The 22442-nt window shown below is 69.5% G+C and carries 17 protein-coding genes and 1 riboswitch; of the genes, 2 read left to right on the top strand and 15 right to left on the bottom strand.

Going from position 1 to position 22442, the window contains the following annotated elements; all coding sequences use genetic code 11:
* Positions 1–35: 35 nt before the first annotated feature.
* The 15 genes from H8R02_RS24825 to H8R02_RS24755 form a co-directional block, all read right to left on the bottom strand.
* Positions 36–1439, bottom strand: coding sequence for an efflux transporter outer membrane subunit (locus tag H8R02_RS24825; protein ID WP_187084199.1), 1404 nt, complete (start codon positions 1437–1439; stop codon positions 36–38).
* Positions 1436–4633: an efflux RND transporter permease subunit gene (locus H8R02_RS24820; RefSeq protein ID WP_187084198.1), complete on the bottom strand. Its 3198-nt coding sequence runs from the start codon at positions 4631–4633 to the stop codon at positions 1436–1438. The genes H8R02_RS24825 and H8R02_RS24820 overlap by 4 nt, the downstream gene beginning before the upstream one ends.
* Positions 4630–7761, bottom strand: a complete 3132-nt coding sequence (locus H8R02_RS24815; RefSeq protein WP_187084197.1) for an efflux RND transporter permease subunit — start codon at positions 7759–7761, stop codon at positions 4630–4632. Before H8R02_RS24815 ends, H8R02_RS24820 begins: the two co-directional genes overlap by 4 nt.
* 91 nt (positions 7762–7852) lie before the next feature.
* The gene (locus H8R02_RS24810; RefSeq protein ID WP_187084196.1) at positions 7853–9715 is read right to left on the bottom strand and encodes an efflux RND transporter periplasmic adaptor subunit; all 1863 of its coding nucleotides are present in this window, start codon (positions 9713–9715) and stop codon (positions 7853–7855) included.
* A gap of 102 nt (positions 9716–9817) precedes the next feature.
* A complete protein-coding gene (locus H8R02_RS24805) occupies positions 9818–11464 on the bottom strand; it encodes an alkaline phosphatase family protein (RefSeq protein WP_187084195.1) in 1647 nt (548 codons plus the stop codon).
* A gap of 50 nt (positions 11465–11514) precedes the next feature.
* Positions 11515–11952 carry a universal stress protein gene (locus H8R02_RS24800; RefSeq protein ID WP_187084194.1) on the bottom strand — a complete coding sequence of 146 codons (438 nt, stop codon included), beginning with the start codon at positions 11950–11952 and terminating at the stop codon, positions 11515–11517.
* A gap of 64 nt (positions 11953–12016) precedes the next feature.
* Positions 12017–13021 carry a nicotinate-nucleotide--dimethylbenzimidazole phosphoribosyltransferase gene (cobT, locus tag H8R02_RS24795; protein WP_187084193.1) on the bottom strand — a complete coding sequence of 335 codons (1005 nt, stop codon included), beginning with the start codon at positions 13019–13021 and terminating at the stop codon, positions 12017–12019.
* Entirely contained in the window at positions 13018–14445 is a 1428-nt protein-coding gene (locus H8R02_RS24790) for a cobyric acid synthase (protein ID WP_187084192.1), read from the bottom strand. The genes cobT and H8R02_RS24790 overlap by 4 nt, the downstream gene beginning before the upstream one ends.
* A 34-nt stretch (positions 14446–14479) precedes the next feature.
* The gene (cbiB, locus tag H8R02_RS24785; protein ID WP_187084290.1) at positions 14480–15433 is read right to left on the bottom strand and encodes an adenosylcobinamide-phosphate synthase CbiB; all 954 of its coding nucleotides are present in this window, start codon (positions 15431–15433) and stop codon (positions 14480–14482) included.
* Positions 15423–16241: an ABC transporter ATP-binding protein gene (locus tag H8R02_RS24780; RefSeq protein WP_187084191.1), complete on the bottom strand. Its 819-nt coding sequence runs from the start codon at positions 16239–16241 to the stop codon at positions 15423–15425. Before H8R02_RS24780 ends, cbiB begins: the two co-directional genes overlap by 11 nt.
* The gene (locus tag H8R02_RS24775) at positions 16238–17194 is read right to left on the bottom strand and encodes a FecCD family ABC transporter permease (RefSeq protein WP_187084281.1); all 957 of its coding nucleotides are present in this window, start codon (positions 17192–17194) and stop codon (positions 16238–16240) included. Before H8R02_RS24775 ends, H8R02_RS24780 begins: the two co-directional genes overlap by 4 nt.
* Positions 17195–17211: 17 nt before the next feature.
* A complete protein-coding gene (locus tag H8R02_RS24770) occupies positions 17212–17994 on the bottom strand; it encodes an ABC transporter substrate-binding protein (protein WP_187084280.1) in 783 nt (260 codons plus the stop codon).
* Between the two features lie 23 nt (positions 17995–18017).
* Entirely contained in the window at positions 18018–18584 is a 567-nt protein-coding gene (locus H8R02_RS24765) for a bifunctional adenosylcobinamide kinase/adenosylcobinamide-phosphate guanylyltransferase (RefSeq protein WP_187084190.1), read from the bottom strand.
* Entirely contained in the window at positions 18577–19389 is an 813-nt protein-coding gene (locus tag H8R02_RS24760; RefSeq protein ID WP_187084189.1) for a cobalamin-binding protein, read from the bottom strand. The genes H8R02_RS24765 and H8R02_RS24760 overlap by 8 nt, the downstream gene beginning before the upstream one ends.
* Positions 19390–19479: 90 nt before the next feature.
* Positions 19480–21291 carry a TonB-dependent receptor domain-containing protein gene (locus H8R02_RS24755; protein ID WP_187084188.1) on the bottom strand — a complete coding sequence of 604 codons (1812 nt, stop codon included), beginning with the start codon at positions 21289–21291 and terminating at the stop codon, positions 19480–19482.
* 77 nt (positions 21292–21368) lie between these two features.
* Positions 21369–21609: riboswitch (cobalamin riboswitch) on the bottom strand.
* A 24-nt stretch (positions 21610–21633) separates the two neighbouring features.
* Here H8R02_RS24755 and zapB point away from each other — a divergent pair.
* Together zapB and H8R02_RS24745 are read left to right on the top strand one after the other, a co-directional pair.
* Positions 21634–21840, top strand: a complete 207-nt coding sequence (zapB, locus tag H8R02_RS24750) for a cell division protein ZapB (RefSeq protein WP_187084187.1) — start codon at positions 21634–21636, stop codon at positions 21838–21840.
* A 9-nt stretch (positions 21841–21849) separates the two neighbouring features.
* A complete protein-coding gene (locus tag H8R02_RS24745) occupies positions 21850–22188 on the top strand; it encodes a cell division protein ZapA (RefSeq protein WP_187084186.1) in 339 nt (112 codons plus the stop codon).
* Positions 22189–22442: the final 254 nt, after the last annotated feature.

Genomic DNA, 22442 nt, shown 5'->3' with positions numbered 1-22442 from the left:
TTACACGTAATCCGTGTTACACGGAAGATGTGGCGCTACTGCAGCCCCGTCCAGCCCCCACCCAACGCCTGGATCAGCGCTACTGCCGCCACCTGCCGGTCGATCTGCGCGCCCACCAGCGCGCGGCGCGCATTCGCCGCGCTGTTCTGCGCGGTGATCACCTCGGTGTAACCCACCTGCCCCGCGCGGTAGCGGTTCATCACCTGCTGCTCCACGCGCTCGGCAGCCTCGTAGGCGCGCTGGCGCAGCACCTGCTGCTGCTCCAGCACGCGCAGCGCAACGAGCTGGTCCTCGACGTCGGCGATGGCGTTGAGCACGACGTTGCGGTAGCGCGCCGAGGCCTGCTCGAGCCCCGCGCGCGCCTGCTCCACGCGCGCGCTCGTCGCGCCGGCGTCGAAGATCATCTGCGCGAGCGAGCTGCCCAGCGACCACGCGAACGCAGAGGCATTGAAGAGGTCGCCGATGCTCGCCGCCGTGAAGCCGGCCGAGCCGGTCAGCCGGATGTTCGGGAAGTAGCCGGAGCGCGCGACGCCGATCGAATTGTTGGCCTGTTGCACTCGGCGTTCAGCTGCGGCGACGTCGGGGCGGCGTTGCAGCAGTGTCGAGGGCACTTCCGGCGGAATCGCAGGCACATTGAGCTTCACCTTGGGGTCGGCCGGCAGCGAGAAGTTGGACGCGGCCCGGCCCACGAGCACGGCGATGGCGTGCTCGAAAACGGCGCGCTGCCGCTCCAGCGTCAGCAGCTCGGCCTCGGCGTTGGCAAGCTGCGACTCGGCCTGGAACACGTCCGTGCGCGCCACCACGCCGACCTCGTAGCGGTTCTTCGCGATCTGCAGCGAGCGCTTGTAGCCCTCGATGGTCTCGGCCTGCAGCGCACGCGAAATCTCCGCCTCGCGCAGGTTGAAGTAGTTCACCGCCAGTTCGCCCTGTGCTGCGAGCCGCGCAGCCGCGAGGTCGGCGGCGCTGGCCTGCTCCGCGGCGCGCGCGCTCTGCACGCCCAGGCGCAGCCGCCCGAACACGTCCGGCTCCCAGCTCGCGCCGATGTTCACCTGGTGGCTGCTGCGCGTGCTGCCGTTGCTGCCGCCGGTGCCGCTGCGGCTGCTGCTGGAATTGAGGTTGACGGTGGGCCACAGCGTGGCGCGCTGCTCCGCCACCTCGGCACGGGCCTGCGCGTACGCGGCGACGGCCGCCGCCACGTTCTGGTTCGACACCTCGATGCGCGAGGCCAGGTCGTTGAGCACGGGGTCGCCGAACAGCTCCCACCAGGGGCCGCGTTCCAGAGTGTCGGCGGGCTTCGCGGGCTCCCACACGCCCTGCCCTTCCTTGAAGGCGACCGGGGTTTCGACCTCGGGCACCTTGTACTCGGGTGCGAGGTTCGCGCAACCGGCCAGCGCCAGCGCGGCCGTCAACGCAGTCAGGGGTATCAGCTTCTTCATCATGTCGGTTGCGGCTCCGCATGCCGGCCGAGCTGGCGCTCGATCGGGCTGCGGCGCCGCAGCTTGTCCATCAGGAGGTAGACCACGGGCGTGGTGAGAAGCGTGATCACCTGGCTGGCGATGAGGCCGCCCACGATGGCCACGCCCAGCGGCTTGCGCAGCTCGGCGCCCTCGCCGAAGCCGATGGCCAGCGGCAGCGCGCCAAGCGCGGCGGCCAGCGACGTCATCAGGATCGGCCGGAAGCGCAGCAGGCACGCCTCGCGCACCGCGGCATACGGCGTGAGGCCGCGCGAGCGCTCGGCGTCGAGCGCGAAGTCGATGATCATGATCGCGTTCTTCTTGACGATGCCGATCAGCAGGAACAGGCCGATCAGCGCCATGATCGAGAAATCCATCCTGAACATCAGCAGCGCCAGCACCGCGCCGATGCCCGCCGCCGGCAGCGTGGAGAGCACCGTGATCGGGTGCACCAGGCTCTCGTACAGCACGCCCAGCACGATGTAGATGACGATGATGGCCGCGATGATCAACAGCGTCTGCTGGCTTTGCGACTCCGCCGCCGCGCGCGCGGTGCCCTGGAAGCTGCCGCGGACGTTGCTCGGCATCGCGATCTGCGCCTCGGCATCCGCCACCGCCTTGCGCGCATCGGCCAGGTTGTTGCCCTCGGCGATGTTGAAGGAGATCGTCGTCGCCAGCTCCGCGTCCTGGTGGTTGACGGCGCTGGCCGTCGGCCGCTCGGCGATCTTCGCGATGGCGGACAGCGGGACCATGCGCGTGGCCGTGCCGCTGATCGCGTTGCCGCGCGACGCGTCGCGCAGCGAGGGGTTCACCGCGGCGCCCAGCGTGACCGCGTTGCCCGGGTTGCGCGCGGGCACGAACACGTCGCTCAGCGCCTGCGGGCTGCGGATGTAGCGCGGCGAGATCTGCATCACCACGCGGTACTGGTTCAGCTCGTCGTAGACCGTGGCCACCTGCCGCTGGCCGAACGCGTTGTAGAGCGCGTTGTCGATGTCGCGCGAGGTGATGCCCATGCGCGAAGCCGTGTCCTTGTCCACGTCCACGTACACCTCCACGCCGTTTTCCTGCTGGTCGGTGTCCACGTCGACGAGCGCGTCCTGCGCCTTCATCGCTTCGGCCAGGCGCGCGGCCCAGCGGCGCAGGTCGGTGACGTTGTCGCTCTTGAGCGTGTACTGGTAGGTGCTGTTGCTCTGGCGGCCGCCCATGCGCAGGTCCTGCACAGGGCTCAGGAACAGGCTCAGGCCCGTCACCTGCGCGAGCTGCGGCCGCAGGCGCGCAATGACCTGCGACGCCTTCTCGCCGTTGCGCTCGCGCGCGGGCTTGAGCGTCACCTGCATGAAGCCGCCGCCGGCGCGGCCGCCGCCGGTGAAGCCCACCACCGTTGCGACCGCGGGGTCCGCGCGGATGATGTCCACCACCTCGCGCAGCTTGGACTGCATCGCCTGGAACGAGATGCTCTGGTCGGCGCGCATGCCGCCGCTGATCTGCGGCGTGTCCTGCTGCGGGAAGTAGCCCTTGGGGATGTACATGAACAGGTAGATGTTCAGCCCCACGAGGATCACGAGCACGGCGAGCACGAGCCAGCGCGCGGCCAGCGCCCAGTCCAGCGCGTATTCGTACATGCGCAGCGTCCACGCGAAGCTGCGCTCGAAGGCGCGGCCGATGGGCCCGGGCTTCTTGACGTGCGCGTCGCGGCTGAGCAGCCAGGCGCACATCATGGGCGTGGTGGTCAGCGAGATCACCAGCGAGATCATCACGGCCACCGACAGCGTCACGGCGAACGCGCGGAACATCGGGCCCGCCTGCCCGCCCATCGCGAACAGCGGGATGAACACGGCGACGAGCGAGAGGCTGATCGACAGCACCGTGAAGCCCACCTCGCGCGCGCCCAGCAGCGCCGCCTTGAAGCGGTCCATGCCCGCCTCGATGTGGCGGCTGGTGTTCTCCAGCACGACGATGGCGTCGTCCACCACGAAGCCGGTCGCCACGGTCAGCGACATCAGCGTGATGTTGTTCAGCGAGTACCCCAGCAGGTACATCACCCCGAGCGTACCCAGCAGCGACACGATCGTGGCCACAGCCGGGATCAGCGTCGCACGCCCGCTGCGCAGGAAGGCACTGACCACGAGCACCACCAGCGCGATGGAGATGAGCAGCGTCACCTCTACCTCGAACAGCGCCGCGCGGATGGAGTTGGTGCGGTCGCTCGCCACTTCCAGCTTGATGTCGTGCGGCAGCTGGTCCTCCAGCTCCGGCAGCAGCTTGCGCACGCCGTCCACCGTGTTGATCACGTTGGCGCCCGCCTGCAGCGTGATCAGCACGATCACCGCCGGCTGGCCGTTGAACAGGCCCAGCGTGTTGATGTTCTCCACGCTGTCGGAAATCTCGGCGATGTCGCTCAGGCGCACCGGCGAGCCGTTGCGGTAGGCGACGACGAGGTCGCGGTAGTCCGCGGCCGTCTTGCCGCCCGTCTTCATGCCGGTGGACGTGTAGATCTGCAGCCGGCGGCCCTGGATGTCGATGTCGCCCTTGGGCCGGTTGGCCGCGCCGGACTGTAGCGCGGCGCGCACGTCCTCCATCGAGATGCCGTAGCGGTTGAGCGCGAAGGGGATCAGCTCCACGCGCACCGCGGGCTGCGAGCCGCCGCCCAGCTCGACGTCGCCCACGCCCGGCACCTGGGCCACCTTCTGCTGCACGATATTGGAGACGGCGTCGTAGATCTCGCCCGGCTTGAGCTTCGGCGAGGTGAGCGCGAGGATCATCACCGGCGCGGCTGCCGGGTTGGCCTTGCGGTAGGTCGGGTTGCTGCGCAGCGTGGACGGCAGGTCCACGCGCGACGCGTTGATGGCGGCCTGCACTTCGCGTGCGGCGGCATCGACGTTGCGCTTGAGGTCGAACTGCAGCGTGATGCGCGTGCTCCCCACGCCGCTGCTGGAGGTCACCTCGTTCACGCCGGCGATCGTGGCCAGCCGGCGTTCCAGCGGCGTGGCGACGCTCGTCGCCATCGTCGTCGGGCTCGCGCCGGGCAACTGCGCCTGCACGGAGATGACGGGGAAGTCCACGTTCGGCAGCGAGGCCACCGGCAGCTTGAAGAACGCCGCGATGCCCGCGAGCGCCAGCCATGCCGTGAGCAGCACGGTGCCGACGGGTCTTCGCACGAACGGAGCAGAGAGGTTCATGCGGCACCGTCATTCCCGCGAAGGCGGGAATCCAAGGCTTCCGAACGCTTTGGGTCCCCGCCTGCGCGGGGACGACGGTATCTTTGCCCCAGCCGGTCGAACCACAGGTAAATGACCGGCGTGGTGAACAGCGTGAGCAGCTGGCTCACGATCAGCCCGCCGAAGATCGACAGGCCCAGCGGCCGGCGCAGCTCGGCGCCCTCGCCCCAGCCGAACATCAGCGGGATGGCCGCGAAGAGCGCCGCGAACGTCGTCATGATGATCGGCCGGAAGCGCAGCAGCGCGGCCTGGTGGATGGCCTGCTGCGGGCTCTTGCCCTCGTTGCGCTCGGCGTCGATGGCGAAGTCGATCATCATGATCGCGTTCTTCTTGACGATGCCGATCAGGAGGATGATGCCGATGACGCCGATCACGCCGAGGTCGTTGCCCGTCACCATCAGCGCGAGCAGCGCGCCGACACCGGCCGACGGCAGCGTCGAGAGGATCGTCATCGGGTGCACGTAGCTTTCGTACAGCACACCGAGCACGATGTAGACGCACACCACGGCCGCCAGGATCAGCCACAGCTGGTTGGTCAGCGACGCCTGGTACGCGCCCGCGGCACCGAGGAAGGTCATGCTCACACCGGCGGGCAGCTTCAGGTCTTCGGCGGCGTCCTTGATCGTGTCCACCGCGCGCCCGAGCGAATAGCCGGGCGACGTGTCGAAGCCGACCGTCGCCGCCGGGTACTGCGCCACGTGCGTGATCTGCAGCGGCGCGCGGCGCTCGGTGATGCGCGCTATCGCCGACAGCGGCGTCGGGTCGCCCGACGAGGTGCGCACCTGCACGTTGGTGAGCGACTCGGGCGATGCGTTCTGCTCGGGCCGCGCTTCCAGGATCACCCGATACTGGTTGGTCTCGGTGAAGATCGTGGAGATGATGCGCTGGCCGAAAGCGCTGTACAGCGCCTCGCCGATGGTGGAGGTGCTGATGCCAAGGCGCGAGGCCGTGTCCCGGTCGATGTCGACGTACACCGCGGCGCCGGTCGCGTCCGCATCCGTCGACACATTGCGCACCGCCTTCTCGTTCGAAAGGCGCTGCACCATGCGCCGCGCCCACTCGGCCACCAGCGCCTGGTCGGCACCTTCGAGCGAGAAACGGTATTGCGTGGGGCCGGTCTCGGACTCGATGGTCAGGTCCTGCGTGGGCTGCAAATAGAGGCGCACGCCGGGCACGCGCTGGCCGCGCTGGCGCAGCCGCTCCATGATGTCGTCGACGCTGCCGCGCGCCTCCTTCAGGTTCACGAGCATCCGGCCCGTGTGCAGCATGGTGTTGTTGGCCGCGTCCACGCCGACGAAGCTGGCGATGCTGGTGACGGCCGGGTCTTCCGCCATGAGCCGCGCCACCTCCTGCTGCAGCTCGGCCATGCGCGGGAAGGACACCGACTGCGGCGCCTCCACCCGCACCTGCAGCTGCCCCGTGTTCTGGATCGGGAACAGGCCCTTGGGGATGGCGATGTACAGCAGCACCGTGAGCAGCAGCGTGCCCAGCGCCACCAGCAGCGTCAGGCGCTGGCGCGCCAGCACCCACACGAGCGCGCGGTCGTAGTGGCCGATCACCCAGTCGAAGCCGTCCTGCAGTTTCTTGCCGAAGCCGCGCGGGTGCATCTGCTCGGCCTTGATCCAGCGCGCGGACATCATCGGCACCAGCGTGAGCGACACCACCGCGGAGATGATGATCGTGATCGCGAGCGTCACCGCGAACTCGCGGAAAAGCCGCCCGATGACATCGCCCATGAACAGCAGCGGGATCAGCACCGCGATGAGCGACACCGTCAGCGAGATGATGGTGAACCCGATCTCGGTGGCACCGTTGAGCGCGGCCTGCATCGGCGGCTGGCCCTCCTCGATGTGCCGCGAGATGTTCTCGATCATCACGATGGCATCGTCCACGACGAAACCGGTCGCGATCGTGAGCGCCATCAAGGACAGGTTGTTGAGCGAATAGCCCAGCAGGTACATCGCGCCGCAGGTGCCGATGAGCGAGATCGGCACCGACAGGCTCGCGATCACCGTCGCGCGCGGGCTGTGCAGGAAAGCGAAGATCACCAGCACCACCAGCACCACGGCCAGCACCAGCTCGATCTGCACGTGGTGGACCGAGGCGCGGATGCCCGTGGTGCGGTCGGCCAGCACCTCCACCTTGATCGACTCCGGCAGCCCCGCCGTGAGCTCCGGCAGCCGCTGCTTGATCGCGTCCACGGTGGCGATGACGTTGGCGCCGGGCTGCCGCTGCACGTTCAGCACGATCGCCGGCTGCAGGTTGGCCCAGGCGCCCAGCTTCACGTTCTCCGCGCTTTCGACGACGGTCGCCACTTCGCCCAGCCGCACGGGCGCGCCGCCGCGGTACGTGACCACCAGGTTCTGGTAGTCCTTGGCGGTCATCAGCTGGTCGTTGGAGTTGATCGTGTACGAGCGCGTGGCGCCGTCGATGCTGCCCTTGGCCGCGTTCGCGTTGGCCTGCGAGATCGTCGTGCGCACGTTGTCGAGCGTGAGGCCGATGGCGGCCAGCGCGCGGTTGTCGGCCTGGATGCGCACGGCCGGCCGCTGCCCGCCCGAGAGCGTGACGAGGCCGACGCCGGAGACCTGGCTGATCTTCAACGCAAGGCGCGTGTCGGCGATGTTGCGCACTTCGGTCAGCGGCATCGCGTCGGACGTGAGCGCGAGCGTGAGCACGGGTGCGTCGGCCGGGTTCACCTTCGCGTAGACCGGCGGCGCGGGCAGGTCCGCGGGCAGCAGCGACGCGCCCGCGTTGATCGCGGCCTGCACTTGCTGCTCGGCGACGTCGAGCGCGAGGCCGAGGCTGAATTGCAGCGTGACGATCGACACGCCAGCCGCGCTGGTGGACCCCATGCGCGAGAGGCCCGGCATCTGCCCGAACTGCCGTTCGAGCGGCGCGGTGACGGTCTGCGCCATGACCTCCGGGCTCGCGCCGGGGTACAGCGTCTGCACCTGGATCGTGGGGTAGTCCACCTGCGGCAATGCGGACAGCGGCAGGAAGCGCAAGCCGACGAGGCCCGCCAGCACGATGGCGAGCATCAGCAGCGACGTCGCCACCGGTCGCAGGATGAAGGGGCGCGAGGGAGACATCAGTGCGCGACCGTTTCGCCGCCGGGCCGCCCCAAGGCGAAACAGCCCCCTCGGGGGGCAGCGATCCTCGCGAAGCGGGGAGCGTGGGGGCTCATTGACTCCCGCCCCCGCCTTCACGACGGCGCTGCTGCATCATCTGCCACCGCTCGATGGCTTCGGGGTCGCCGCGGTCGAGCGCGGCCAGGAAGCGCTTGCGGCGCTCGAGTTGCTCGGGGTTGTCCTTCACGGCGTCGAGCATGCGCTGGCGCTGCTCGGGCGTGGGGCCCTTGCTGCCGCCGGCGGCCGCAGCCTGCGCCGGCGGCGGCGCTGCGCTTTCCGCGCGCTGGCGTGCCGGCGCGCTGCCCGCTTGTGCGTTGGGCCGCGCAGGCATCGCGCCTGCCTCGGGTTGCCCGCCCGGCCGCGCGGAAGGTGCACCCGCTTCCGCCTGCCGCTGCATCGCACTCGCACCCGCGAAGGGCGAACCGGCACGCGGGCCGACGCCCATGCCGGGCCCGCCACCCGAGCCGCCCGGACCGGCATCGCCACCGCGACCCCAGCCACCGCCACCCGGCCCTTGCGCCGCCGACGCACCCTGGAACGGCGACGAAGCGCCCGGCGTGGCGCCGCTCGCGCCACCTTGCCGCCTGCGGCCGCCACCGCCACCCCAGCCTTGCCCCGGCGTATCGCCCGGCAGGATCACGCGCGAACCGTCGCGCAGGCGGTCGGCACCCTCGGTGACGACGCGCTCGCCGATCCTCAGCCCGCTCACCAGCTGCACGCGGTCGCCCATGAGCTGGCCGCGCACCACGGGGCGCATCTGTACCGTACGGTCTTGCTGCAGCACGAACACGAACTCGCCCGTGCCGCTCTGGCGCACCGCCGTCACCGGGACCACCACCGCGTCCTTGATCGTGCGCACCTGCAGCTGCACGTTGACGAACTGGCTGGGGAACATCTGCATGCGGGCGTTGTTGAAGCGCGCCTTGGCCTTCACGGTGCCCGTCGTCGTGTCGATCTGGTTGTCGAGCGACGCAAAGACGCCCGTGTCCAGCAGCTCGGTCTTCGTGCGGTCGTACGCCTTGACTTCCATGAAGGCACCGCTGTTGTGCTGCAGCCAGGACGCGTGGTCCTGCGGGATGGAGAACTCCACGTCGATCGGCGTGAGCTCGGTGATCGTGCCGATGCCGTTGGCGTCGCTCGGGCTCACCGTGTTGCCCACGTCCACCGCGCGCAGGCCGATGCGGCCGGAGATGGGCGCGCTGATGCGCGTGTACGAGAGGTTCAGGCGTGCCGTGCCCTCCTGCGCCTTGCTCGACACGACCGTGGCTTCGAGCTGGCCCACCTGCGCCGCCTGCTGGTCCACCTCCTGCCGGGCGATGGAGTCCTGCTGCAGCAGCGTGCGGTAGCGCGTGAGCGTGGTCTTCGCCACCGCGAGCTGCGCCTCGTCGCGCATGCGCTGGCCGATGGCCTGCTGCAGCTGCATCTCGAAGGGCCGCGGGTCGATCTCGGCCAGCAGCTGGCCGCGCTTGACGTTCTGCCCTTCCGTGAAATGGATCTTGACCAGCGGGCCCGAGACCTGCGGCCGCACGCGTGCGGTGGCGCGCGGCACGACGGTGCCCAGCGCCTCCAGGTTCACGGGGATGTCCGCGGCTTGCGCGACCGCGATGCCTACCGTGGTGGCGGTGCGCCCGCCACCGAGGCCGCCGCCGCCCGGCCCGCCGCCACCCATGCGGCCACCACCGCCGCCGCCACCCCCAGGCCCACCCGGCCCGCCCGGTCCACCCGCACCGGCAGTTGCCGGCGTGTCGGGATGCGTCAGCTCCCACACCCACCAGCCGAGGCCGGCGAGCAGGGCGACGGCGATGACGCCGCCGCCCACGAGCGCGCGGCGGCTCAGGCGCCGCGGTTGGGCAGGGTTGGGGGTTTCGAAATACTCGGGCGGGTCGGCCGGTGGTCCCGGCGTTTTTTCTTGCATCGCGATCCTTGCTGGCTGGCTGCGAGTCTCGAGTTGCCCGCTGTTATACCGCGCCAGCCCTCAAGCATGCCCGACCGCGATGTAGCTTGGGTGTCCCGATTGTTAAGGCCTGATGAGCGGCAGAGGCTTGCCCTCGGCCGTCGAAGGCGGCGGCACGTGCAGCAGGCCCGCCAGCGTCGGCGCGATGTCGGCAACTTCGACGCGCATGTCGATGCGCCCCGGCTTCACCCACTTCGGCCCGTACACGAGGATCGGCACGTTGGTGTCGTACGGATGCGGCGAGCCGTGCGTCGCCGCGGAAGAGCTTGCGAACATCCAGTACGGCTTCAGCGAGAACTGCACCTCGCCCGACACGTCCGGGTGCCAGGCCTTGCGCTGCGCGTCGAAGAACCTGTCGCCGCGGCGGCTGCCCGACAGCAGCTCGGCGCGCGTGTACGCGGTGTCGAAGCCGGGCTCCGCGAGCAGCAGCTTGCGCGCCGCGTCGGCCACCGCGTCGAGCGAGAGGTTCTTCTCGGCGATCAGCTTCTTGTTGAGCAGCAGCGTCGCCGACGAATAGTTCATCACGAGGCCCGGCACGCCGAACTGCGTGGCCAGCCCCTGGTTGATGTTGGCCAGCGCGCGGCGGAAGTCGATGCGGCCCGCGTCGCGCCCCTGCTGCTGCGACACTTCCGGCGCCGGCATGAAACCGTGGTCAGCCGTGAGCACCACCATGTAGTTGTCGGGGCCTACCGTCGCATCGAGGTCGCGGAAGAAGGCCTGCAGCATGCGGTCGAGGTGCAGGAAGTGGTCGTGCGACAGGCGCGACTCCGCGCTGTACGCGTGGTTGATGTAGTCGTGGCCCGAGAGGCTCACCGACAGGATGTCCGGCGCGTCGTCGCGGCCGAGCTGCTCGCCGGCGATGGCGGCGCGCGCGAATTCGAGCGACAGCATGTCCTCGAAGGGGCTGGGCAGCAGCCCGGTGTAGTACGCGGGGCCCGGCTTGTCGTCGGACGCGGCGCCCATCATCATCGGCAGCTTCGCGCCCTTGCGGCCGAACCACGGCTGCGCGTCGGGCAGCGAGCGCGCGTAGGCCTCCTCCGCCAGCACCGGCTTCCACTCCTGCTTGAACCAGCGGTCCGCCGGCTTGGCGGCGTTGAACGCATCGACCCAGGCGGGGTGCCTGGGCATGTAGCAGGTGGTGGACGCGAACTGGCCGGTCTCCCCCATGTACATGTACGCCGTGCCGGTCTTGCCCGCGGGCAGGATCGCGCCGCGGTCCTTGCCGGAGATGCCGATCACCTTGCTTTGCGGGCTCACGCGGCGCAGCACGTCGCCCACCGTCTCGACCTTCAGGTTGCGCGGGCTGGTTCCGTCCAGCGGGCGCGTGCGGTTGCCGATGTACTGGCAGGACGTGTCGCCCGTGTTGTAGACGTCGGCGCCGGTGGCCTGGTCCTTCCATTCGTTGCCGATGATGCCGGTGCGGTGCGGGTAGGCGCCCGTGAGCATGGTGGCGTGTCCCGCGGCCGTGACGGTGAACGAGTGCGCGTAGTGCGCGTCGGCAAACCACGCGCCGCGGTCGAGGAAGCGGGCGAACCCGTCGGGCGCGAGCTGGTCGCGGTAGGCCAGCACCTGCCGCTGCGGCAGGCCGTCGACGGCCATGAACACCACCAGCTTCGGCGGCGGCGCGGACGCGCTGGGCGCCATGCCGGCGCAGCCGGCCAGCAGGACGACAAGGGAGGCGGCAAGGAAAGTACAGCGTGCTTGCTTCATGCCCGCGAGCTTAAGGGCAGATGACTCGCCCTCGCAATCCGGGTGCAACCTCAATGCGTGATGGTGACCAGCACGCTGCACGGTGCGTGCTCGATCAGCGCACCGGAGATCGAGCCGCGCCACCAGCGCGCGGCCCAGCTGTCCAGGTGCTTGTGGCCGACGACGATCAGGTTGGCGTCGACCTTCCTCGCGTACTTGGTGATCTCGTCGATGGCCTCGCCCACGACCACTTCACCCTTGGCCGCCCATCCGCGCTCGGACAGGCGCCGAAGCCCGTCTTCCAGCACGGCCTGGTATTTCTTCTTCTCGCGCTCCTCGAGCTCCACGTCGTACACGCCGCCTTCGAGGCCCACGAAGCTCATGGCCGACGGCATGACGGCCACGAGGAAGATTTCGGACTGGCTCCACTGCGCAAGCTCGCCGCAGTCCAGCAGGGCCTTCTGGCCCGCGTCCGAGCCGTCATAGGCGAGGAGGATTCGCTTGTACATGTGCGCTCCCAGGCTTTGTAATGCGCGGAGGATAGCCCCGGGGACGCGGCGCCACAACTGGTTTCTATGGGGTCTTACCCGAAACCCTCGCGGACTCGAAAGTGGCCATGTCCCGCATGATGAGGCACGCGGAGACCAGCAGCGGCCACGCCAACGCAGCCCCGGAACCCTCCCCGAGCCGCAGGCCCAGGTCCAGCAAGGGCTTCGCACCGAGGTGGCGCAGCATCAGTTCGTGCCCGCGCTCGCCGGAGCGGTGCGAGAAGACGCAGCTTGGCAGCACCTTCGGGTCGACGGCGTGCGCCACCAGCACGGCGGAAGTCGAGATGAAGCCATCCACGACCACGACGCGGCGCTCCTGCGCGGCCTGCTGGATCGCGCCGACCATGGCCGCGATCTCGAAGCCGCCATAGGCCGCGAGCACCTGCAGCGGCTCGCTCGCGTGCTTGTGCAGCTCGAGCGCGCGCTGCAGGACGCCGCGCTTGCGCAGCACACCGGCGGCGTCCAGCCCCGTGCCGGGCCCCACGCAGTCGTCCAGCGTGCACCCGGCCAGCGCCGCGCACAGCAGCGATGCCGCCGACGTGTTGCCGATGCCCAGCTCGCCCAGCAGCACGGCGTTGCCGGGCAATGCGCGCACGACTTCGCGCCCATGCTGGATGGCTTGCGCGCACTCGGCGGCCGTCATCGCGGGGCCTTGCGTCGAATCGGCGGTCCCCGGCGTCACCTTGCGCAACACCAGCCCGGGCTGCGGCGCGAAGTCGTGGTCGACGCCGCAGTCGACGACGGTGAGCGCGATGCCATGCTGGCGCGCGAGCACGCTGACCGCGGCGCCGCCCGCGAGGATGTTCTTGACCATCTGCCAGGTCACGTCGCGCGGGTACGCCGAGACGCCGTGCGCGGCGGCCACGCCGTGGTCGCCCGCGAAGACGATCATCTGCGGGTGGTCGAGCGAAGGTTCGTCGGTGCCGAGCGCGACGCCGAGTTGCACCGCGAGGTCTTCGAGGCGGCCGAGCGAGCCGATGGGTTTGGTCTTGGCGTCGAGCCTTTCGCGCAATGTCTGTTCGAGGTTCATGCAATGAGGGCCTGCAGGCGGCCGCGGTCGAAGTGTCGGTCGATGAAATCGGCGAGGCCTTCGAACACGCTGTCAAGCGTAGGTGCGGCGGCACCGAACAGCGCTTGCAGCACGGCCGTGTCCTCGAACATGCCATGCAGGTACACACCCAGCACGCTGCCCGACTGCCACGCCAGCGCCGGGATGAGCTCACGCGCGGGTGCCATCGCCGGGTGCTGCAACGTGCGGCCGTGGTGGATCTCGTAGCCGCTCACGCTGACGTGCGACAGCGCGGCCCATGGTTGGGCGAGCTCCGCGAACCGCGTTGCCGTGCGCTTCACGGTCTTGTCGGGCTCGAAGTGCGTCACCAGCGGCAGCAGCCCGAGCCCGGGCGCATTGCCGTCGATGCCGTGCGTGTCCACCAGCGCCTCGCCCAGCATCTGCAGCCCGCCGCAGATGCCCAGCACGCGGCCGCCGCGTTGCGCGTGCGCGGCGATCGCGCGGTCCAACCCTTGCGCGCGCAGCCACGCGAGGTCGCCCGTCGTGTGCTTGGACCCCGGCAGCACGATCCAGTCGGCACCGGCCAACGCGGCCGGGCTGCGCGCCCACACGAGGCGCACGCCGGGCACGTTCTTCAGCGGCTGGAACTCGTCGAGGTTGCTGATGCGCGGGTATGCGACGACGGCGATCGTGAGCTTCACCTCGCCCGCGGCCGTGCTGCGGTCGTCGAACACGCCGTCTTCTTCCGGCAGGCCGTGATGCCACCACATCGGCAGCGTGGCGACGGTCGGCACGCCGGTGAGTTGCTGCAGTTGCTGCGGGCCGGGCGCGAGCAGCGAGGCATCGCCACGAAAGCGATTCAGCACGAAGCCCTTGAGCAGCTTGCGCTCCTCGTTGTCCAGCAGCGCCCACGTGCCGTAGAGGTGCGCGAAGGCGCCGCCGCGGTCGATGTCCGTGACGAGCAGGCAGCGCGCGCCGGCATGCCGCGCGATGCGCATGTTGACGATGTCGGCGTCCTTGAGGTTGATCTCGGCCGGCGAGCCGGCGCCTTCGATGACGACGACGTCGTTCTCTTCGCGCAGTTCGTCGAGTGCCTTCGCGACAACGGGCCACACCTTCTCGCTGCGCCCGCGCCAGGGCGCATGCGTGAGCTCGTCGCTCACCTGCCCGAGCAGCACCACCTGGCTGTGCGTGTCGCGCTCGGGCTTGAGCAGCAGCGGGTTCATCCGCACCTCCGGTTCCGCGCGCGCAGCCAGTGCCTGGAAGTACTGCGCGCTGCCGATCTCGCCGCCGGCGACAACGCGCGCGTTGTTGCTCATGTTCTGCGCCTTGAACGGCGCCACCTTCAGGCCTTGCCGCGCGTACCAGCGGCACAGCGCCGTGGCCAGCCAGCTCTTGCCGGCGCCGCTGGTGGTGCCCAGAACCATCACGCACTTCGCGCGCATCAAGTCGCTCCCGCCCGTTTGGTGATCAGCCGCATCAAACCGCCCTGCCCCATTGCAGCGCGAGCAGCATCAGCACTGCCCATGCGGCCATGATGACGATACTGCGGCTGCCAAGCGCGACGGCGCGAACCGTGTCGTCGCTGCCGGGCGCCCGGCCGCTGGCATTGAGCGCATAGACGCCCGGCTTGCGCAGCCGCACACCCAGCGCGAGCGCCATCGCCGCCATCGGCCAGCCGCTGTTGGGCGACGGCGTCTGCTTCGCCTCCCTGCGCAAGCGCCACACCGCCACATCGGCCGATGCGATCGCGAGGAGCAAGGCCGTCAGCCGCGCCGGGATCCACGACAGCACGTCGTCGGCACGCGCCGCCCACTTGCCGGCCCATTCCCAATGCACACCCGCGCGGAAGCCGCGGTAGCCCCACATCGCATCGGCCGTGTTCGCGAAGCGGTACACCACCGCGCCGGGCAGCCCCGCCACCACGAACCAGAAGAGCGGCGCCACCACCGAGTCGTTCAGGTTCTCGGCCAGCGACTCGATCGCGCTTTCGCGCACCTGCGATTCATCGAGCTGCATCACCTCGCGGCTCACGATGCGCCCCAGCTGCCTGCGGCCCGCGTCGAGCGATTGCGAAAGCGCCTGTTCCACCTGCATCACCTCGTCGCGAAGCATCTTCCACGACAGCATCGGCTTGAGCATCACGCCCACCAGCGCACCCGCTGCCAACGGATGCAGCGTCATGGCATCCCATTGCAAGCCCCACGCGGCGATACCCACCATCACCGCCCCGCCGTACCACGCGAGCGCTCCCGCCCAGAACGCCGTCCAGTTCGGCGAAGGCTGCGCGCTTCTCGGCGCGATCAAGCCCCCGATCCACCCCAGGTACCTGCCCATCCACGCCACCGGATGCCACCGCAGCCGCGGCTCGCCCCACACGCGGTCCAGCACCAGCGCCACCACGATCGCCCAACAATTGGGGTCAGATTCCAATTTTTTCCCGCACCCCCGCAAAAGAATCGGGGTCAGATTCCAATTTCTCCCTCGGCAACGCAGCCCATTGGCCCGCAACCTGGTGTACGGCGATGCGTGCTTCGAACACCTGTTCCAGCGCGCGATGCGTCTCGGCATCCGAGCACGCACCGTGATGCACGATGCGCCCCTTGTCCACGAGCAGCAGTTCGTCGGCCTGCAGCGCCATCGTGATCTCGTGCAGCACGCTCACCGCCGTACCGCCGCGCGCGACGTGCCGCCGCACGATCGCGAGCCAGTCCGCCTGGTGCGGGGGGTCGAGGTGGCCCAGCGGCTCGTCCATCAGCAGCACGCTCGCCTGCACGGCAAGCGCACGCGCGAGCAGCACGCGCTGGCGCTCCCCGCCGGAGAGCTGCCCCAGCGCGCGGTCGCGCCAGTCCCACGACTGTGTCTCGCGCATCGCCGCTTCCACCGCCGCACGATCCGCCGCACTCGGCGTGCCCAGCCAGTCCTGGTGCGGCAATCGCCCGAGCATCACGACATCGCGCGCGAGCAGGTCCTCGGAACCGGTCTCGCCCTGCCCCAGCCACGCCATCGCCCGCGCGCGCTCCTTGTGCGGCCACTGCGCGATGTCACGGCCGAGCAGCGTCACCTCGCCACGGCAAGGCAGCAGGTGCGCCAGCGCCTTGAGCAGCGTCGTCTTGCCCGCGCCGTTCGGCCCCGCGATCGCGGTCCAGCGGCCCTGTGCGATGTCGACGTCGACACCATGCAGCACCTCCACGCCGCCCAATGCGACACGCAAGCCGCGCGCGGTCAGCGCAGGCGTCATGCGGGCCTCCGATGCATCAACCACAACAGGTACCCACCTCCGAGCACCGCCGTCAGCACGCCCACCGGCAACTCCTGCGGCGCCAGCACCCAACGGGCCAGCACATCGGCCGCCAGCAGCAGCACCCCGCCGGCAAGCGCGGCAAGCGGCAGCAGCCAGCGATGCGTCGGCTTCACCGCGGCCCGCACGAGATGCGGCGCGATCAACCCGATGAACGCGATCAGCCCCACCTGCGCCACCGCGGCCCCGGTTGCCAACGCCATCACCGCGATCAGCACGAAGCGCACCGGGCCGAGCGCAATGCCCAGGCTCGCAGCCGTGGTCTCCCCGAGCGACAGCGCATCCAGCGCGCGGCTGAACACCACCACCGCCCCCAGGCTCACGACGAACAACACACCGAGCAGCGCCACGCTGCTCCACCCGAGGTAGCCGGTCGTGCCGAGCAGGAACGCCTGCATCGCCCGCATGATGTCCGGCACCCAGAACATCACCAGCGCCGCGAACGCGCCGAACACCATCCCGACGATCACGCCGGCGAGGAGCAAGCGCAATGTGTGCTGCACACCTTTCGCGAGCGCCAGCGTGACCATCACGGCAGCCACGGCGCCAACGAAGCCCGCCCCGGTGAGCCCCACGCGAGCCGCCCAGCCCGCAGCAGCCGGTGACGCACCGAACAACACCAGCAGCAACGCGACACCCAAAGCCGCACCCGTTGCACTGCCCAACAAATACGGGTCGGCCAGCGGATTGCGAAACAGCCCCTGTGCCACGGCACCCGCCAGCCCCAGCAACGCCCCCGCCAGCCATGCCCCCAGGCTGCGCGGCAAACGGATCTCCCACAGGATCGCTTGCGTCGTGCCACCGCCCGCCCACAGGTTCTCCCAACCTGTGCTGCCGATCGCCGTGCCCAACGCCAGCAGCAGCACGCTCGCAACCACGAGCGTGACGAACAACGAAAACGGCGAACGCGTCACTTCAGCCTGCCGGTGAGGCACCGCACCATCAGCTGCGCCGCCTCGGGCATGCGCGGGCCGGGGCGCACGAGCACGTCGCCCTGCGCCGGCGTGAACATGCACACGCGGCCGCTGCGAAGTGCATCGATGCGTGCCCAGCCCGGCCGCGACGCGAGCGCCTGCGCGTTGCGGTCGGACACCATGATCACCTGCGGGTCCGCGCGCACCACGAACTCCGGGTTGAGTTTCGGGAAGGGCCCCAACGACCCCGGCACGATGTTCGCCGCACCCACGCGCGCCAGCACTTCGCCGATGAACGACGACTCGCTCGCCGCATACGGCCCGCTGTTCACTTCGAAGTACACCCGCGTGCCGCGCAGCGCGGGCGGCAGCTCGCGGGCCGCGGCGTCCACGCCTTCGTTGATGCGCTTCCAGGCGCTCGCGCCATCGCTCGCGCCCAGCAGTTGCGCGACTTCCGCCAGCACGCGTTGCAGGTCCGAGAGGCTGCGCGGCTCCAGCGATACCACGCGCAGCCCGAGGGACTTCAGGCGCTCCGTGGCGCGCGACGACACCGGCAGCAGCACCAGGTCCGGCTTGAGCGCGACGATGCCTTCGATGTTGGCGTCCTCCAGCCCGCCGAGGTGCGGCAGATTGCGCACCGGCTGGGGCCAGTTGGAGAAATTGTCGACGCCGACCAGCCGCTCGCACGCGCCGAGCTCGCAGACCACTTCCGTCAGCGAAGGCAGCATCGTCACGATGCGCTTCGGCGGCTCGGCCGCATGCGCGACGCCGAACCACATACAAATCCAAAGCAGGAAGCGGATCACGGCTCCCCCTTCAACACCATCGCCAGCCCCGCCGACATCAGCGTCACGCGCTCGCAGGCCGAAGCCGCCGCCTGGTTCAGCGTGCCGAGCGAATCCACGAAGTGCCGCACGTCCCGCCCCATCGGCACCACGCCCAGCCCGATCTCGTTGCTGATCAGCACCAGCGGCCCCGCGCACGAGGCGATGGTGTGCGCCAGGTGCAGCGGCGTCGCCTGCGTCATCGGCTTGTCGACCGCGGGCATCAGCAGCCCGGTCAGCCACAACGTGAGGCAGTCCACCACGATCAGCGTGTCGGCGCGGCTGTGCTCCCCGATCGCGCGCGCCAGCTCGAACGGCTCCTCCACCGTGGACATGCGCGGCACGCGCTCCGCGCGGTCGCGCCGGTGCCGCTCGATGCGCTCGCGCATCTCCTCGTCCCAGGCCTGCGCGGTGGCGATGTACACGGCGCGGTGCACCTCGGACACATCCAGCCACGCAGCCGCGAGGCGCTCGGCGCGCGCGGTCTTGCCGCTCTTCTGGCCCCCGAGCACCAGCTCGCTTTTCACCACGCGCAGCTCAGGCATGGTTTCGGCTCCATTGCACAATGGCGCGATGCAACTGCTCCACGCCATCGGTCAACGCCGCCGGCCCCGGCTGCAGGATGTCCGCCGACTTGATCTCGAACAACTGCGCATCGCGCACGGCGTTCACGGCTTGCCAGCCCCCACGCGCCGCAACCCGCTCCGCACGAAACTTCTTGCCGCACCACGAGCCGAACACGATGTCCGGGTTGCGGCGCACCACTTCGGAAGCGTCCGCAAGGATGCGGTCCTTGCCCAGCGCCTGCACGGCCAGCTCCGGGAACACGTCGTCCCCACCGGCGACCCCCACCAGTTCGCTCACCCAGCGGATGCCGCTGATCAGCGGATCGTCCCATTCCTCGAAGAACACCCGCGGCCGGCGCGGCAACGCGCGCCCCGCGGCCTCGATCTCCGTCAAACGCGACCGCATCTTCTCGAGCAGCACCAACCCCCGATCCGCCGCCCCCACCATCGCCGCCACCTGGTACAGCATGGAAAAGATCTCCTCCACGCTGCGCTGGTTGAAGATGGTGACCTGCACGCCCTTCTTCACGAGCTCGCTCGCGATGTCGGCCTGCAGGTCGGAGAAACCGAACACGCAGTCGGGCTCGAGCTCCAGGATGCGGTCGATCTTCGCCGAGAGGAAGGCGCTCACCTTGGGCTTCTCCTCGCGCGCGCGGCGCGGCCGCACGGTGTAGCCGGAGATGCCGACGATGCGCGCCTCCTCGCCCAGCAGGTACAGCCACTCCGTCGTCTCCTCGGTCAGGCAGACGATGCGGCGCGGGCCCTGCGGGATGGTGAAGGTCATGAGCGACGTCGCTCCGCCGGGCCGCCCCAAGGAGCGACAGCCCCCTCGGGGGGCAGCGATCCTCGCGAAGCGGGGAGCGTGGGGGCCATGTTACTTGGGCTGCCAGCGCAGCGTTGCATAGAACTCGCGACCGGGCTGGTTGTAGCCGTAAGCGGTTTCGTAGCGCTTGTCCGCGAGGTTGTTCAGCTTCAGCTGCACGCTCAGGTCCTTCGCGAACTGCCACGTGGCAAACGCATCGGCCGTCGTGTAGGACCCCATGGCGATGCGGTTGGCCACGTCGTCATAGCGGCTGCCGACGTGCAGCAGCGAGCCACCGAAGCTCCACGCACCGAGGCGGTAGTCCGCCGCCACCGTGTACTGCTCCTTCGCGCGCCGCGGCAGGCGCGCACCGCTTACCTGGTTGCGCGGGTCGAGCGAGTCCGCCGACGCGCTCAGGTTGAGCGCGTCCACCTTGCCCGTGTACGCCAGCGACCAGCCCTCGATGCGCACGCGCGGGATGTTCACCGGCAGCGTGGTGTTCGTCATGAACCCGCGGATGCGGTTGTCGAAGCGCACCAGCTTCACTTCGTGCGCGCCCTGCGTGTACGTCACGCCGAAGTCGCGGTTGCGCCCGCGCTCGGGCTGCAGCGCCGGGTTGCCGAAGCCGGGGAAGTACAGCTGGTTGAACGAGGGCGCGACGAACGACGTGCCATACGACGCATGCACGCGCCAGCTGGGCGTGAAGCGGTAGCCGTAGCCCGCAAACCACGTGTTGGCGTCGCCGAACTGCGAGTTGCGGTCCTGCCGCGCATTGAGCTGCCACGCGTGCCCGCCGGCATTGCCGTTCAGGCCGAGGAAAGCGGAGTTGATCGTGCGGCTCGTCACCGTGTACGCCGTCGTCGCGCTCACGTCCTGCACGCGATGCTCCAGCCCCGCCACCGCCACACCCACCGGCGTGTCGATGTTGTTCTGCCAGGTCCACTGCGTCTGCTCGGTGCGGAAGTTGCCGGGGAAGCTCGCGCGGATGGAGTTGTTGGTGTCGTTGCCCTGCGCGACGCTGAGCTCGCTCTGCCACCCCGGCAGGATGCGGCCCTTCACGCCCACCTGCGCGGCCAGCGAGCGGATCGCGGCCAGCGAATCGACGCCTGCGCCGTCGTCGTAATTGCTGCGGCCGTCGGAAGCGAGCACGGTCGCATCGGCGCGCCAGTTCTCGTTGAACCTGTAGCCGAGCGAGCCGTTCACGGCGGTCTGGCGAAAGCCGTCGCGGTCCGCATTGAAGTTGCCGAAGGGCACGTAGGGCTGCGTCGCGTTGAAGCCCTTTTCCTGCGTGCGCTGCGCGCCGAACGAGTAGGTCCAGCCGCCGCGCCCGCCCGACACGCCGCCGGATGCATCCCAGTGGCTGGTGCTGCCAGCCGTGATGGCGGCGTACGGGTGGAAGCCTTCAACACCCTTGCGCGTGAACACCTGCACCACACCGCCCACGCCATCGCTGCCGTACAGCGCGGAAGCCGGGCCCTTGAGGATCTCGATGCGCTCGATCATCTCCAGCGGGATCGTCTCCCAGTTGGGGATGCCGGCGGTGGCGGAGCCCACGCGCACGCCGTCCACCAGCAGCAGCGTGTGGCGCGGCTCGGCGCCGCGGATGAACACGCCGGATTGCTTGCCGCGCCCGCCGTTGCCGGTCATCTGCAGGCCGGGCGTGCGCGCCAGCAGCTCGGTGAGCGTGCGCGCGGTGCCGGCCTCGATCGCTGCGCGGTCGATCACGGTCACGTCGCTCACCAGCTGGTCGGCGCGCGTCGCCACGCGCGTGGCGGTGACCACGGTTTCGGCGAGGGTCGCCACCTGGGCGAAAGCGGAAGGGGTAAAAGCGGCAGCCAGCGCGAGCGGCAAGGCGGCGCGGCGCATGCGGAGCACAATCGTCATTTGAAGAGAGAGAAGTCACGTCACCCGGGCCGGCTTCCCCGCCGGCGTATGGGCATCACGGCCGCGCCCTGACAGCAGGCGCGGCCACCGTGTTGGCCGGTATCCGGGCTGGCGGAATCGTTCCCATCACCTTCCCAGCTGCGCGCAAGCGCTGGCCAGTGGCTGTTGTCGATGGGTGCGGAACGGCCGCCGTGTCGGGCGACGTTCCTCCGCTTACCGTTGCGGGGGCAGCGCAGGTTGGCCGCGTGCGGCGCCCTGCTTCCCGTTGAACTGCGGCATGCGAACCACACCGCGAGCACCAACGAGCTGGATTTTACGATGCCCAACCTTACAATGAGCCGCATGGCCAGCGCCAACCCCATCGACCCCCTCGTCGAACGTGTCGAGCGGCTGCTCGTGCGCTACGAGGAGCTGCAGCGCACCAACGCGCTGCTGGCCGAGCAGGTGGAGCTGCTCACGCAGGAGCGCGACTCGCTCAAGTCGCGCCTCTCGGCCGCACGCTCGCGCGTCGACGCATTGCTCGAACGCCTCCCCGACCTCCAGAACTGACCTGCATCAATGAAACAGCTGGAAGTCCAGATCATGGGCCAGAGCTACCTGCTCGGCTGCCCCGAGGGCGGCGAGCAGCGCCTGCTCGAAGCCGTGGAGAAGGTGGACACGGCCATGTGCAAGATCCGCGACGCAGGCAAGGTGAAGGCGCGTGACCGCATCGCGGTGCTGGCGGCGCTCAACCTCGCGTTCGATGTGGCCGACAAGGCGGCGCAGCCTCCTATCCAGGGTGCGGCCATCGCGGGTGAGACCACCGCCGCAGGGCTCGACGCGGCCGACAACGTGCGGCTTGCATCGCTCGTCGTGCGGCTCGATCGCGCCCTCGGCGACGACGGACGCCTGCTGTAGTTGAGCTTCGCTTCGGCGTTGTCAACCCCTTTCGTCAATGCGGAAACGACACGCGGTGCGCACCCGCGAGCGCCGCATGCATCTAGAATGCAATCCGTCTGCGGTGCATTTCGGGCTTTATATTTCCTTGAACCAATGCTCTTTGAGCGCGGGCTTGGAACATCGCATGGTAGGCGTGATCGTCTCGCGTCAGACGAACCCAATACCATGTTGACCTCGCCCACCTGAACCCCGGTTCAGGATGCCGGCTCGGA

Origin of the sequence: Ramlibacter albus (assembly GCF_014297445.1) — a bacterium.
Taxonomy (GTDB): domain Bacteria; phylum Pseudomonadota; class Gammaproteobacteria; order Burkholderiales; family Burkholderiaceae_C; genus Ramlibacter; species Ramlibacter albus.
Note: the sequence above shows the minus strand (reverse complement) of the source record. Positions and strands in the feature narration are given on the sequence as shown.